Below are 14,616 nucleotides of genomic sequence, written 5' to 3'. Positions count from 1 at the left end.
CCGTCTGTTGCCCCTTTGCCGCATGGGTCTAGCCTCGGCGATGGCGCCGAGTCCCTCGTGCGAAAGGTCGCGGAGACTGACCTGCACTGTTCTGTACAGCAAGTCTACCTCCGACGTGCTTACGGTGAGGGAGACATCGAGGTGGGCGGAGCTTTCGAATACTATGGGGCAGAGCGGTGCGGCTGGTATCAATTGTATCGCGTCTCCCGGAAGGAAGGAGTGGTGAAGCCGGAGGGTGTTGATGTGTTTTTAGTTTCGCGTGTCTTGCCGGGGACGCTCCGGATAACGTCCCTACCGTCCTATCGCGCTCAAGCCCCTTCTCGCGGCGAAGCTTTGCTGCTCATCGACAAGCGAGGTGTGGTGTGTCAAGCGTCGGTCGGTAACGAGGTTGGCGACGGCCTGTGGGCTGTGGAGGGCTGCTCGAGTGAATCGCCTATCCCTCAGGGTCTCGTTGCGGTTCGTGCATCGGAGGCAACCAGGGCTGCCCGACTCGAATTTCACTGGATTAACGAGTCTCTGCCCCGAAAGACTGCCGAGTCAATCGCACCTCAGGACGATGGCAACGAGTTCATGTGGAGGCCGTTCACCATCGTCGATCTTACTGGGGACCGCCGGAGTCAGGTCGCCGTCTATTGCAGACGTCCAGCACCGGACGAATACGAGTGTGAACGAGTCATGTTATATCGGGGAAGCAAAGAACGATCCGGGTGGTTCAATCTCGTTGCACGTGCGCGTTGGACTCGTGGTTCTGCTGACAGATGGATCGAGCCCGAAAACTGAATCGAACCCAGTTGCTGTCGGCCCCTCCTTCCCCAAGGCCAACAGAATGTTAGGAGCACGCACCGGCGGTCACACAGCCCGGCGTTCACACCGGTAATCTCCCGCCCGGCGCGCTCACGTACAGCGAGCCGGTGATTCACGAGGAGGTGAAGTCGCTCGACCCGGTGGGCCTGGGCGACCTGCCCGGCGGCGCGATGGGGCCCGGGCGGAGGTGGGTCGATCTCGACGGCGAGGCGATCCCCGGCGTGCTGATCGAGGAGGGTGAGGCGCTTTATTACAAGCAGAACCTCGGCGGGGGTCTGCTGTCCGCGGCGCGGCCGCTGCAATCTCGTCCGGCCGTTTCCGGCGGGCAGCTGCTCGACATCGACGGAGACGGGCGCAAGGAGAGGGTGATGTTCGAGCGGCCGGTGGCGGGCTACTTCGACCGCACCGACGCGGGCTGGGCGGCGTTCCGCCCGTTCGCGTCGCAGCCGAACGTCGACTGGAGCGACCCGAACGTCCGCCTCATCGATCTCAACGGCGATGGCCACGAGGACATCCTGATCACGGGGCCCGACACGTTCACGTGGTATCCGTCGCTCGCCAAGGGCGGCTTCGACCGGCCGATCACCATCGCGCGTCCGAGCGACGAGGAGCGCGGACCGTCGCTGGTCTTCGCCGACGCGGCGCAGAGCATCTTCCTGGCCGACATGAGCGGCGACGGGCTGGTGGACCTCGTGCGGATCCGGAACGGCAACGTGTGTTACTGGCCCAACCTCGGCCATTGCCGCTTCGGCGCCAAGGTGCAGATGAGCGGCAGCATGCGGTTCGATCACGAGGGCCGCTTCGATCCGAAGCGCGTCCGCCTCGCCGACGTGGACGGCTCGGGGACGACCGACATCCTTTACCTGCACCCGGACGGCGTGCGCTTCTATGCGAACAACGCCGGCAACACGCTGGCTGCGCCGGTGATCCTGCCGCAGCTGCCGGACGTGAGCGATCTGGCGTCGGTCGACGTGATCGATCTGCTCGGCTCGGGGACCGGGTGCCTGGTGTGGGCCTCGTCGCTGCCCGGGGCGCGCCCGCGGGTGCGCTACATCGATCTGCTCGGGAGCAAGAAGCCGCACCTGTTGACCTCGATCGCGAACAATCTCGGAAGGACCACGACGGTGATCTATGCTCCGTCGACGAGGTTCTACCTCGCCGACCGGGCGGCCGGCCGCCCGTGGGTGACGAGGCTGCCGTTCGTGGTGCACGTCATCGAGCGCGTCGAGGTGTTCGATGCCATCTCGCGGCATCGCTTCGTCACGACGTATGCTTACCACCACGGCGACTACGATGGGGTGGAGCGGGAGATGCGCGGCTTCGGCATGGTGGAGCGGCGAGACACCGAGTCGTTCTCGGCGTTCAGCGGAGCCGGCTTCGCGCCGCCCGCGGCCAACGCCGATCCCGAGCTGCACCTGCCGCCGGTGCTCACGAAGACGTGGTTTCATACCGGCGCCTGGATCGAGGGGGCGAAGATCTCGGCGCAGTACGAGAGCGAGTATTACGCCGGCGACGCGGAGGCGGTCCGTCTGGCGGATACGCTGCTTCGCGACGATCTCGGCGCCGTTGAGATGCGCGAGGCGTGCCGGGCGCTCAAGGGGCGGCCCCTCCGCCAGGAGATCTATGCGCTCGACGGGTCGGCGGAGGAGCCGCGTCCGTACGTCGTCAAGGAGCACAGCTACGCGATGCGGCGGCTCCAGCCCGCGGTGGGCAATGCGCACGCGGTGTTCTTCGCCCATGCGCGCGAGGCGCTGGAGTACCATTACGAGCGCAGCGAGAGCGATCCGCGCGTGACGCACGCGCTCACGCTGAAGGTCGATGATTACGGCGTGGTCATGCGGACAGCGCAGATCGGATATCGCCGGCGGGCGGCGGTGACGGTATTCCCTGAGCAGGGGCAGGGGAAGGCGACGCTGACGGAGAACAAGGTGAAGCACCTGGTCCCGGACGAGGAGGGGGCTTATCGGATCGGGGTCCCGACCGAGACGCGAACCTACGAGCTGCACGGCCTGCCGCTCGGGTCTGAGGGGGTGCTCGGGTTCCAGGCAGTCTTCGACGCGGCGGCCGCGGCGGAGGACGTGCCGACGCTCGCGTACGACGGGACGCCGAGCGGGGGCTTCCAGAAGCGCCTGTTGCAGCACGCACGCACGACGTACTGGAGCGACGATCTCACGGCGCCGCTGCCGTTCGGCGAGGTCGGGGGCAGGGCGCTCGTTTACGAGAGCTTCGCCAAGGTCCTCACGCCTTCGCTGATCACGTCCGTGTTCGGGACCCGCGTCACGAGCGGCATGCTCGCGGAGGGGGGCTATCTCCAGCTCCCGGACGATCCGGACTATTGGGTGGCCTCGGGGCGGGCGGTGCCTTCGGCGGCTCACTTCTACTTGCCGACGACGTTCGTCGATCCGTTCAGCAATGCGTCGCAGGTCGCCTACGACCCGTATTGCCTGTTCGTGACGGCGGTGACCGATCCGCTGAGCAACGTCGTGGAGGCCGTCCCCGACTACCGCGTCCTCGCCCCGTGGCAGCTCACGGACGCAAACCGCAACGTGAGCGAGGTGCGCTTCGACGCGCTGGGGAGGGTCACGGCGATGGCGCTGATGGGCAAAGCGGGTGCCGGCGAGGGCGACACGCTCGACGACCCGACGGCCACGTTCGCGTACGATCTGGAGCGATTCGAGTACACCGGCAAACCGAACATGGTGCACGCCCGCGCCCGCGAGCAGCACGGACCGGGCAACCTGCGCTGGCTGGACACGTACAGCTACTCGGACGGCTCGGGCAACGAGGTGCTGCGCAAGGTGAAGGCGGAGCCGGGGCTCGCGCCCGAGCGCGACGCGAACGGCGCGCTGGTGCATGACGCGCAGGGCGACCTGGTCTTTTCGCACACGACGTCGCGCTGGGTCGGGACCGGGCGCACGGTGCTGGACAACAAGGGCAATCCGGTCAAGCAGTACGAGCCGTTCTTCAGCGCGACGCACGAGTACGAGGACGAAGCGGAGCTCGTGGAGTGGGGGGTCACGCCGATCCTGCGGTACGATCCGCTCGGCCGGCTCATCCGGACCGACCTGCCGAATGGCACGTTCTCGCGGGTGGTGTTCGATGCGTGGAAGCAGACGTCGCACGATCCGAACGACACGGTGCTGGAGAGCGCGTGGTACGCGGCGCGGCAGGCTCTGCCGGCGGGCGATCCGGAGCGCCGCGCGGCCGACCTGGCGGCCGCGCATTCCGGGACGCCGGCGGTGAGCCACCTGGACGCGCTGGGGCGGGTGTTCCGCGCGGTGGCGAACAACGGGGCCGAGGGGGAGTACATTACCCAGACGACGCTCGATATCGAGGGCCAGCCGCTCCTGATCACGGACGCGAGTGACAACGAGGCGATGCAGCATCGCTTCGGGCTGGGCGGGCAGCTACTCTATCAGAAGAGCAACGACAGCGGCGAGCGGTGGATGCTTGGCGGGCGCGACAGGACAGCGGCTGCGGGCCTGGAACGGGCGTGGGTTCGTCTACCGCTCGTCGTATGATGGGCTGCGCCGGCCGACGCACGAGCACGTGCAGCTGGGCTCGGGCAGCGAGCGGCTGGCGCGCCGTTACGTCTACGGCGAAGCGCATCCGCAGGCGATTGCGCTAAACCTGCGCGGCAGGGCGTACCAGGTGTATGATGGCGCGGGCGTGGTAACGGGCCAGGCGTACGACTTCAAGGGCAACCTGCTGCAGGCTTCGCGCCGGCTGCGCAGCGACGTGCACGCGGACGCCGACTGGGCGGTGCTGGCCGCGCTGACGGATGTGTCCGCCATCGCGACGGCGGCCGAGCCGCTGCTGGAGACCGAGAGCTTCGGGACGCAGACGGCGTACGATGCGCTGAACCGCCCAACCAGCCTGACCGCCCCGGATGGCCTGACCGCCTCGGATGCGAGCGAGGTCAAGCCGACGTACAACGAGGCGGGGCTGCTGGAGCGGGTGGAGGCGCGGATTCGAGGCGCGGTGGCGTGGACGACGTTCGTCGACAACATCGATTACGATGCGAAGGGGCAGCGCGAGCGGATCGAGTACGGCAACGGTAGCTCGACGGTGTACACGTATGACCCGCTGACGTTCCGGCTCTCGCGCCTGAAGACGACGCGCAGCTCGGACAGCGCGGTGCTGCAGAACCTGACGTATGTGTACGACCCGGTCGGGAACATCGTGGAGATCGGGGACAGCGCGCAGCAGACGGTGTTCTTCAACAATGCCGTGGTATCGCCGAGTGCGCAGTACGTGTACGACGCGGTCTACAGGCTGATCGAGGCGACGGGGCGGGAGCACGCGGGCGGGTTTGCCGACGCGCCGCGTGACCAGAACGACCTGCCGATCCAGTCGCTGCCGCACGCGAACGACGCGCAGGCGCTGAGGAACTATACCGAGCAGTACGTTTATGACGCCGTGGGCAACCTGCGGAGGATGGTGCATCAGGCGGGCACGGGAAGCTGGACGCGGTGGTATGCGTACGAGCTGACGGCGAACAACCGGCTGACGAGCACGACCGGAGACCCGGCGAACGGGCCGTTCCGCAACTATGCGTATGACGCGCACGGCAACATGACGTCGATGCCGCACATCACGGTTACGACTACGACGCTGCGGGCCAGCGCGTGCGCAAGGTCTGGGAGCACAACGGGCTCGTGGACGAGCGCATCTACCTCGGCGGCTACGAGGTGTACCGGAGGCGCAACAGCTCGGGGCTGGTGCTGGAGCGGCAGACGCTGCACGTGATGGATGGCGCGCGGCGGGTGGCGATGGTGGAGACCAAGACGGTCGACACGTCGGGGCCGTTCACGGTGACGCCGCGGGTGCGGTATCAGCTCGATAACCACCTCGGGTCGGCGTCGCTGGAGGTCGACGGCGCGGGGCTCGTGATCGGTTACGAGGAGTACCACCCCTACGGAACGACGGCATACTGGTCGGCCAGCAGCGCCGCGGAGGTGAGCCGGAAGCGGTATCGCTACACGGGCAAGGAGAAGGACGAGGAGACGGGGCTGTACTACCACGGGGCGAGGTACTATGCGCCGTGGCTGGGGAGGTGGACGAGCGCGGATCCGGCGGGCATGGTGGACGGGCCGAATCTGTACACGTACGTATCGGGAAACCCCATTGTGCTTCGGGATCCAACGGGGATGTGGGACGAGCGCGTCGTTCCAGCACCCGCCCCCGGCGTGAAGAAGCCTGACGCGCCACCTCCACCCGGAAAGGACTTTGCTGCACAAAAAGCAGCCGAAGCGGCACGACAGGCCACCGCGCAAGCGGAACGCCTTGGCGCTGAGCTTGGGGGCAAGTTTGGCAAGGCGATCGGTGAGGCCGATGAGGCACTCAAGACGTTGGATAGCCTCACTGCTGGCGCTCTCCCACGTATCTTGAAGTCGAACCCTAAGTTCGTAGAGGAGTTGCAGACAGGACTTGCAGAGAAGCTGAACGCGATTCCTGAACTACCTACCTTCACGGACCCGAAGCTTGCCGAGGCGGCGCAGAGAGGCTTCGAAAGGGGGTTCGGAGGCGGCCTTGACGAGGCAAGGGCAAGGGCGGCCGCTGTCAACGTCGCCGCCGGAACAGCTTTGGCACTGGCGCCCGGTGCTGCCGCCGCCATCGAGCGGGCAGGCACGGCCGCCCTGAGAGGGGCGCTGGCGAGGCTCAGGGACATGCCGATATTCCTCCCAGGCGCCGCCGGCGGTGCGGGCGGCTTCCTCCGCGTGCCCAAGCCCCAGATCGCCGAGGCCGCAAGGGGAGCACCCGCGATCACGAAGGGCTCGCAGGTCACCGAACAGACCATCCGTGAGGCAATGAAGGGCGCTCCGCTTTCGTCGCAGCAATCCGGTGGAGTCTCGCTGCCGACCATCCAGCGATACGTGGATAAGCTTCTGGCTGGTGAGGTTGCCCCCGCCATCAAGGTCGATGGCCAGATGATTGTTGACGGCAACCATCGCTACATCGCCGGACGGATTCTTGGACGGGAGCCTGCGATCCAGCCGTGGGCTGGAGGACGGCCCAGTAGTGCTGTTCCATGGGAAACAATACCGATCGATCCGAAAGCATGGCCATGACGACAATCCGATGTGAGACGGGCGATGATGTTGAGGTGGAAGGTTCGACCCTCGTTGGCGCGAAGCTTGTCGGCCTCAACCTGCATCGAGCCCTGCTGGAGCGGCAGGACCTTCGACAAGCAAACCTTTCCGGTTCCGACCTGAGGTCTGCGTGGCTCGATGAAGCCACCCTCGACGATGCGAACCTAGCTGGAGCAAAGATGCCAGCGTGCAGCGCTTCTGGTGCCCGCTTCGTACGAGCCAACCTGACAGGTGCCTTCATGCGGAGCGGCGGGTTCGAGAAGGCCGATTTTACTGGAGCGACGCTTCGTGAAGCTGACGTGGGACGCGCCCGGTTTGCTGGAGCGCTCTTCGCAGGGGCGGATCTCAGGGCAACGGACCTTGCTGAAGCGAACCTGAAGGGAGCGGTTGCGGACAGTGAAACTATTTGGCCCGATGGTTTCGTGCCGGAAGCTCACGGAGTGATCATGAGAACCCGTGCCGACTGAGCCCACTCCCCCCCACACCGGCTGACTTGTGCTGAACGACCGGCTCCTGCCCCGATGGAGTTGAAGGCGTTCCGGTTCGGTTGTTGTTATTCGCCTTCCCCGAGCGCCCAGTCCATGCGTCTCCGACGGCCCGCGTTGTTGGTGCTGAGCCTCGCCATCGAGCAATGTCCACGTGCCAGGTGAGCGGGCCGAAGATGGGGATGGTGAAGGCTCGAGGCGGATAATAAAGCGGTTCCCAGCGCCGGCACCTGTTGCGAAGACCATCGTTTGCGCCAGACTGATCCAGACCCGTCCGAACTGGCCAGACTGCCGTCAATACGGAGGTCGCAAACCTGGTGCGAAGTTTCCTGACTGGACGTTCACTGCGGAATTGGGCAACTAGATGGAGGGACCATGTCGGTTGTTCTGATGACAACTTCACGGCAGGGTGACACCAGGTCGAATCACCTCGTCGCGGTCGCTGCGCAGGCCACCTTCAAGGAGTTCTGGGTGCCGGCGGCCGAGGCGCTCGGGCTCCAATGGGTCCCCTTGTTCGAGACCGGAATCCCAGTGGAGCGAAGCGACCTGCCGGACGTCATCCGAGAACTCGCGGCTCTGCGCGCCTTGTGGGTCTCGTCAGAGCCGCATCGCGAAGCGATCCTCGAGCGCCTCGATCGGCTCATCGATGAGCTCAACAGGATCAACAGCGCTGACGATGACGTAGAGATATTTGTCGGATAACGTCCAGACACGGCGAGCATGTGCCGAGTCGCATCATCCATGCTTCGGCCCGCCGCCGCCCCCTCAGAGCGTCGTCCCGCCCGCCGCCCGCGCGAGCGCCTGGTCGATCGCCCCCGGGCTGAACCCCACGAGGATCTGCCCCCGCACGTCGATGATCGGGATGCTGCCCCCGCGCTGGTGGCTCTTCGCGAGCTTGTCCTGCATCTCCGCGGCCGCGCCCGCGTCCTCCTCGATGTCCTTCACCACCGCGGCGATCCCCTTCGAGCGCAGGTAGTCCGCGGCCTGGTGGCACGGCTTGCACCACGAGGCGCCGTAGATGATCACCGTGACCCCCGCGAGGTGCTTCGGCGCGCCCGGCGCCCCGGCGCCCGCCGAGCCGCCGGGGCCCGGCGCCGCGGGCGGCGGCGCCGTCTTCGCGATGTGCTCGGCGCGCCGCTTCTCCAGCAGCGACTCCCATTCCCTCCGCGGCATCGTCCGGACCGCATACGTGCCGTCCGGCCGCTTCTGCGTCAGATCCGCGACGTAGAACGCGTCCCGCGTCCCCTCCGTCCGGTCCGAGAGCATGGCGCGCACGAGCGCGCGGCCCTCGGCCGGCACGTCGGTCGGGTGGAGCTCGACGTGCGTGTCGCCCTTCTCGTCGATCCACGTCAGCATCAGGTTCGCCGTGTCGTCGCGGAGCTCGAGCGGCGGCAGCTCGGCGACGGCCTGCGCGGGCGTGGTGCCGTCGTCGCGCTTCTCCTTGCACGCCGGGCCGAGCGCCGCCGCGGCGAGCGCGAGCAGCACCCCCGCGACGCGAGCCCCCCGCGCGCCCCTCGCCCGCCGCTTCACGCCTCGCCTCCCGCCGTCGCCGAGGCCCCGAGCTCCTCGCTGAGCGCCATCCACTCCGCCATCGCCGCGTCGAGGCGCTTCGCGAGCGCCTGCTCCTCGCGCGCCGCCGCCGCGAGCTTCGCCCAGTCGCCGCCCGGGTCCTGCTTCAGCGCCTCGCGCATCTCCGCGAGCCGCGACTCGCCCGCCGCGATCTCCGCCTCCAGCTCCTTGACCCGCTTGCGCTTGCGCTCCGCCGCCCGCGCCGTCGCCTTGTCGCTCTCGAACGCCCGCCGGCGCGCCGCCGCGTCGCCCGCGCCCGCGTCGGCCGGCGGCGGCATCGTCGCGCCGCTCCGCCGCACCGCGCGGCCAGACGCCTTCGCGCCCCGGTCCGCCGCCTCCGCCCGCGGCTCCTCGCGCGGCGGCGGCGCGCTCGCCGCCTTCCGCGCTCCGCGCGCGCCCTTCGCCCTCTCGCCCTCCTCGCGCGCCCGCTCCGCCGCCTCCGCCTCGGCCGCGAGCTTCTCGAGGTTGTCGCGGTAGTCGCGGAAGCCGCCGGGGTAGATGTCCACGCGCCCCTCGCGCACCGCGACGACGCGCGTCGTCACCGCCTCCAGGAACCTGCGGTCGTGCGAGACGAGCAGCACCGTGCCCTCGAAGCCCGCCAGCGCCTCCTCGAGGATCTCGGCTGCGGGGATGTCGAGGTGGTTCGTCGGCTCGTCGAGGAAGAGCAGGTTGCGCGGCTCGAGGAGCAGCTTGCCGAGCGCGAGCCGGCTCCGCTCGCCGCCGGAGAAGCCCTGCACCTTCCGGAGCGCGTCGTCCCCGTAGAACCGGAAGCGCGACAGGTACTGGCGTGTCGCGTCGACGTTCATGTCGGCCCGCACGCTGCGGATCTCCTCGACCGCGGTCCTCGACGGGTCGAGCGAGCCGAGGTGCTGGTCGAAGTAGCCCTGGCAGAGGTTCGTCCCGCGCCGCACGTCGCCCGCGTCCTCGGGCGCGCCCGCGCCGGCGAGCAGCTTGAGCAGCGTCGATTTGCCCGTCCCGTTGGGCCCCACGATGCCGACGCGGTCGCCGCGCCGCAGGAGGAGGTCCACGCCGGAGAAGAGCGTGCGCCCGCCGCGCGAGGCGCCGAGCCCGCGCGCGTCGAGCACGATGTCCCCGCTGCGCGGCGCGGGCGCGAACCGGAACCGGACCCTCTCGGCGGTCGCCCACACGTCCTCGGGCCGGTCGATCGTCTCGAGCTTCTCGAGCATCTTGCGCCGGCTCTGGGCCTGCTTCGTCTTCTGGCCGGCGATGTTGCGCCGGATGAAGTCCTCGGTCTTGGCGACGAACGCCTCCTGCCGCTCGGCGAGCTCCCGCTCCCGGGCGAGGTCCTCCTCGCGGGCGACGGCGTAGTCGCTGTACTTGAGCGGGTAGGCGCGGAAGCTGCGCTGCCCGAGCTCGAACGTGTGCGGGCAGACGGCGTCGAGGAACGCGCGGTCGTGCGAGACGCAGAGGAGCGCGCCGCCGAGGCCCGCGAGGTGCTTCTCGAGCCAGGTGATGGTCTCGATGTCGAGGTGGTTCGTGGGCTCGTCGAGCAGCAAGAGATCGGGCTCGATGGCGAGCACCACGCCGAGCTGCAGGCGCCCGCGCTCGCCGCCGGACAGGCTCGAGACGGGGCGATCCATGTCGGCGGGCGAGAACCCGAGGTGGGCCGCGATGATCTCCACGCGGCGCTCGAGGTCGTCGCCGCCGGCGATGTGGTAGCGGTCGGTGAGATCGCTGAGGCGGGCGAGATCGGCCTCGCTGCCGCTGGCGGCCGCGTGCTGCGCCGCGGTGAGGGCGTGGCGCAGCTCGAGCACCTCCGAGAACCCGGAGAGGAAGGCGTCGAGCACCGTGCCCTGGGCCGCGAGCTCGTGCGACTGCCGGAAGTACGCGAACCGGATCCCCTTGCGGATCACGACCGAGCCCGTGTCGGGGGTGAGCTCGCGGGCGACGAGGCGGAGCAGCGTCGATTTGCCCGCGCCGTTCGGGGCGACGAGCGCGGCGCGCTGGCCTTGCTCCAGGGAGAAGGTGATGCCCTGGAAGAGCCTGTCCGCGCCGTAACCGAAGCTGAGGTCGGCGACCTGGAGGACCGTCATTGCGGCCGAGTTCTAGCATGTGTCCGGCGCGCGCAAGGGCGCTCGGGGCGCGGGGCCCACACCGCGCGGCCCACATCGCGTGGACAGCGTGGATGACCGTGAGCGCTCGCCGCGCGGGCGATGAAGAGGCGGGGGCGCGCCTCGCCCGCCCGGGCGAGCGAGGCGCTCGGGCTCAGCTCTCGGCCATGATCGCCTTCACGGCCGGGCGCTCCATGATGCGGCCGAGCCATCCCTTCAGGTTCTTCAGCTCGGAGATGTCGATCTTGGCCGCCTGAAGACCCCAGCCGAGCACGGACGCGAGGTCGAGATCCACCAGGGTACAGCGCTCGCCGGTGACGTACTGGCGGCCGTCGAGGCGGCCGTCGAGGATGCGGAGCAGGCCGCGCGCCTCGGTCATCGCCGCCTCGGCCTGCTTCGCGTCTTGCTGCTCCTTGGGGAACCAGTCGCTCGTGTTCTTGATGTAGCGGAACAGGGCGCTGGTCAGGTTGACCTGGCCCCAGAGGAGCCACGTCAGGGCCATCAGCTGCTCGGGCGAGCCGGGGGCCGGCCACAGGCCCTTCTCGACGCCGTAACGCTCGCCGAGGGCGATCTGGATCGCCACCGACTCGAACATCGGGGTGCCGTCGATCACGAGGGTCGGCACCTGGCCATTGGGGTTGAGGGCGAGGAACTCCGGCTTCTTCTGGTCGCCGGCGCGCAGATCGACCCGGACGGCCTCGTGGGGGACACCGAGCTCGGCGAGCGTCAGGCGGATGCGCCCAGCGCTCGATTGGGGGGAGTAATAGAACGTGATGGTCATGGTTCGTCTCCGGCGCCCCTTGTAGTGGATCCGATTCGCCGCCGTCACGCTCATCGTGCATGGGACCGCCAAGTTTCCTCGGGGCCCCGTCGAAACAGCGATGTTCCCACTTTGTCATGGGGAGCAAGAAATCGACAGAATCGGGCGGGGAGCGCGGGTGAGCGAGGGGGGTCGCTCAGGCGCCGATCGGCGTGAACGCGAAGAGGACAGTCGTCAGGACAACACGAGCGCTTCTTCTCTCCGGCCGTCTTCACGGTTTCACCACGCCCTCTCCGCGCGAAGCACAGATCTCGAACGACCGGACCCGATCCCGGCGCGGTGACATCACGTCAGTTCTCCCCAGCGGCGCATCCGTCGCGATGGTGTCGTATCCTGCTGCACCGGAGCAGATCTTTCCTGTTGCGGGCGAAGAGGGGAGCGCGCCTCGCTCCCGCGGCACCGTCCTTGCCCGCAGCGGGGGCGCCGCGCCCCGCGCACTGCACTGGAGGCGCGCTCTGGAAGGAAAACACGATGCGCAAAATGCTTCTTCACTTTCACGTCGTTCCGATCCTCCTTGCCCTCGCCGGCGGCTGCTCCGGCGAGAGCAACCTGCAGCCCGACACCGGCGGCACGCAGACGGGCGGCACGCAGACCGGCGGTACGCAGTCGGAGCAGCCGCCGGGGCCGCTCGGGCCCGAGCAGCAGGCGGAGCTCAGCGCGCTGCTCGACGAGAAGGAGTCCTCGGCGAACATGACCGCGGAGGACTTCGCCTCGAGGTACGCTGTCCCGTTCGCCTCGGGCCTGCCCTACGCGCCTGCGGACGCCGAGGGCCTCTCGGTCGTCCAGAGCACCTCGCTCGCCCTCGACCAGGACGAGCTCGCGAAGCTCTCCGCGAACGGCTTCGTCATCTCGGAGAAGAAGACCTTTCCGACCTTCGCTTACGGCTACGCGAGCATCTACGCGCTCGACCTGCCGCTCTACGTCTCCGCCGACTCCATCCTGTACGCGGTCCACCGCTCGTACGACGCGATCCTGAAGGGCGTGGAGCTCGCCGCGCTCGCGCCCGAGCTAGGGGCGATGCTCGAGGAGATGCGCACGCAGCTCGCCGCAGGGGCCGGCGGCGAGCTCGGCGCCGAGGCGCGCGCCGACGCCGACCTCTTCACGGCCGTGGCGCTCTCGCTGCTGAACGACGCGCCCGTCGCGCCCGTGGCGGGCGCCGACGCCGCGAAGATCGACGAGCTCGTCGCGGGCGCCAAGGCCCACCAGGGCGCGGGCGACGTGCGCCTCTTCGGCTCCGAGCGGATCATGGACTTCTCGCAGTTCGAGCCCCGCGGCCACTACACCGACTCGCCGGCGCTCCAGCGCTACTTCCGCAGCATGATGTGGCTCGGCCGCGTCGACTTCCGCTTCCTCGAGACCCAGCAGGACGGCACGCAGGTCCTGCAGCGGCGGCAGCTCGAGGGCGCCTATGTGCTGCGCGCCCTCGCCGACGAGACGACCCTCGCCCGGTCCACGCGCATCGACGACGCGGTCCAGGCCTTCGTCGGCGAGAGCGACACCATGACCCTGCCGGAGCTCGACGTCCTGCTCGCGGACCTCGACCTCGCCGACGCCGCCGGCCTCGCCGGGCTCTCGGACGAGCAGATCATCGACGTCGTGGTGAAGAAGGGCCACGGGACGCAGCGGATCTCGAGCCACATCATGATCAACGGCCTCGGCAAGGGCACGATGCCCCTCTCGTCGAGCTTCGCGCTGCTCGGCCAGCGGTACGTCGTCGACTCGCACGTCTTCTCGAACGTGGTCTACGACCGGGTGAAGGGCGGCACCGTCAAGCGCATGATGCCGAGCCCGCTCGACGTGGGCTTCGCCGCGCTCGGCAACGATCAGGCGGGCCTGTTGCTCGCGCCCGAGCTCGGGCAGTTCCCCTACGCGCCGGACCTGCACATGATGCGCGTGCTCGTCGACGCGCACCCCGGCGACTTCTGGAGCAAGAACATCTACAATCACTGGCTCGGCGCGCTGCGGGAGCTGTCGCCGTCGAAGGCGCTCGCCGACAACGCGGGGCTGCCGGCGGTGGCGAAGACCGAGGCGTGGGGCCGGCGCCTCCTGAACACCCAGCTCGCCTCGTGGGCCGAGCTCCGGCACGACACGCTGCTCTACGCCAAGCAGTCGTACACGAGCGGCGCCACGTGCGAGTTCCCGGACGCCTACGTCGACCCGTACCCGGCGTTCTTCGCGCGCATCGCCGATCTGGCCGAGCAGGGCGCCCGCGTGGTCGAGACGCTCGATCTGTCGGGCGGGCCGTCGCTGCCGGGCGCGCCGTCGTCGTCGCTGCTGGAGCAGCGGGTGCCGGCGTACTTCGCGCTCCTGCAGCGCGTCGCGCGGACGCTCGGCGAGATGGCCGAGAACGAGCGCGCCGGGGTGCCCCTCACGGCGGAGCACCTCGATTTCATCAACCAGGCCGTCCGGATCCAGAGCGGCTGCGGCTCGGACGTGGGGGCGGATGGCTGGTACGCCGAGCTCTTCTTCGACATGTCCCAGACCGTGATCCAGGACCCGACGATCGCCGACGTGCACACGCAGCCGACCGACGCGGGCGGGGCGCCGGTCGGGCGCGTGCTGCACGTGGGCACCGGCCTGCCGCGGCTCATGGTCGTCACCGCCGATCCCTGCGGCACGCCGCGCGCCTTCGTCGGGCTCGCCTCCTCGTACTTCGAGAAGATCACCGGGGACTTCCAGCGCATGACCGACGAGGCGTGGGCCGACGAGCTTCACCAGGCGACGCCTGACGACGTCGCCTGGATGAAGGACCTCGTCTCCCGCTGAGCCTGCTC

The 14,616-nt window shown here is 68.7% G+C and carries 9 protein-coding genes; 6 read left to right on the top strand and 3 right to left on the bottom strand.

Annotated features, from left to right (window positions below; all coding sequences use genetic code 11):
• The first annotated feature begins 911 nt into the window (after positions 1 to 911).
• The 5 genes from WME73_RS35465 to WME73_RS35445 all read left to right on the top strand — a co-directional run bounded on the left by WME73_RS35465 (position 912) and on the right by WME73_RS35445 (position 8,083).
• Positions 912 to 4,325 carry a toxin TcdB middle/N-terminal domain-containing protein gene (locus WME73_RS35465; RefSeq protein ID WP_437912411.1) on the top strand — a complete coding sequence of 1,138 codons (3,414 nt, stop codon included), beginning with the start codon at positions 912 to 914 and terminating at the stop codon, positions 4,323 to 4,325.
• Positions 4,255 to 5,553 carry a hypothetical protein gene (locus WME73_RS35460; protein WP_437912410.1) on the top strand — a complete coding sequence of 433 codons (1,299 nt, stop codon included), beginning with the start codon at positions 4,255 to 4,257 and terminating at the stop codon, positions 5,551 to 5,553. Before WME73_RS35465 ends, WME73_RS35460 begins: the two co-directional genes overlap by 71 nt.
• Positions 5,463 to 6,875 carry an RHS repeat-associated core domain-containing protein gene (locus WME73_RS35455; protein ID WP_437912409.1) on the top strand — a complete coding sequence of 471 codons (1,413 nt, stop codon included), beginning with the start codon at positions 5,463 to 5,465 and terminating at the stop codon, positions 6,873 to 6,875. The genes WME73_RS35460 and WME73_RS35455 overlap by 91 nt, the downstream gene beginning before the upstream one ends.
• Entirely contained in the window at positions 6,836 to 7,363 is a 528-nt protein-coding gene (locus tag WME73_RS35450) for a pentapeptide repeat-containing protein (RefSeq protein ID WP_437740780.1), read from the top strand. The genes WME73_RS35455 and WME73_RS35450 overlap by 40 nt, the downstream gene beginning before the upstream one ends.
• A gap of 393 nt (positions 7,364 to 7,756) precedes the next feature.
• Complete coding sequence (locus WME73_RS35445) at positions 7,757 to 8,083, top strand: hypothetical protein (protein WP_437912408.1); 327 nt, start codon at positions 7,757 to 7,759, stop codon at positions 8,081 to 8,083.
• A gap of 63 nt (positions 8,084 to 8,146) precedes the next feature.
• On the opposite strand, the gene WME73_RS35440 is transcribed toward WME73_RS35445, so the two are convergent.
• From WME73_RS35440 to WME73_RS35430, 3 genes are all read right to left on the bottom strand, one after another.
• Positions 8,147 to 8,911, bottom strand: coding sequence for a glutaredoxin domain-containing protein (locus WME73_RS35440; protein WP_437912407.1), 765 nt, complete (start codon positions 8,909 to 8,911; stop codon positions 8,147 to 8,149).
• Positions 8,908 to 11,004, bottom strand: coding sequence for an ABC-F family ATP-binding cassette domain-containing protein (locus tag WME73_RS35435; protein ID WP_437912406.1), 2,097 nt, complete (start codon positions 11,002 to 11,004; stop codon positions 8,908 to 8,910). Before WME73_RS35435 ends, WME73_RS35440 begins: the two co-directional genes overlap by 4 nt.
• Positions 11,005 to 11,176: 172 nt before the next feature.
• Complete coding sequence (locus WME73_RS35430; RefSeq protein ID WP_437740776.1) at positions 11,177 to 11,803, bottom strand: glutathione S-transferase family protein; 627 nt, start codon at positions 11,801 to 11,803, stop codon at positions 11,177 to 11,179.
• A 510-nt stretch (positions 11,804 to 12,313) separates the two neighbouring features.
• Between WME73_RS35430 and WME73_RS35425 the strand changes: the two genes are divergently transcribed.
• Complete coding sequence (locus WME73_RS35425) at positions 12,314 to 14,608, top strand: DUF3160 domain-containing protein (RefSeq protein ID WP_437912405.1); 2,295 nt, start codon at positions 12,314 to 12,316, stop codon at positions 14,606 to 14,608.
• Positions 14,609 to 14,616 lie beyond the last annotated feature (8 nt).

Source organism: Sorangium sp. So ce302 (genome assembly GCF_051530145.1).
Classification (GTDB): domain Bacteria; phylum Myxococcota_A; class Polyangia; order Polyangiales; family Polyangiaceae; genus Sorangium; species Sorangium cellulosum_B.
This window is presented reverse-complemented; position numbering and strand designations above follow the sequence as displayed.

Bases quoted from the DNA above. Each gene is read 5' to 3' on its own strand.
- WME73_RS35445 (WP_437912408.1), top strand. From the start codon at position 7,757: ATGTCGGTTGTTCTGATGACAACTTCACGGCAGGGTGACACCAGGTCG.
- WME73_RS35430 (WP_437740776.1), bottom strand. From the start codon at position 11,803: ATGACCATCACGTTCTATTACTCCCCCCAATCGAGCGCTGGGCGCATC.
- WME73_RS35425 (WP_437912405.1), top strand. From the start codon at position 12,314: ATGCGCAAAATGCTTCTTCACTTTCACGTCGTTCCGATCCTCCTTGCC.
- WME73_RS35435 (WP_437912406.1), bottom strand. From the start codon at position 11,004: ATGACGGTCCTCCAGGTCGCCGACCTCAGCTTCGGTTACGGCGCGGAC.
- WME73_RS35450 (WP_437740780.1), top strand. From the start codon at position 6,836: ATGGGAAACAATACCGATCGATCCGAAAGCATGGCCATGACGACAATC.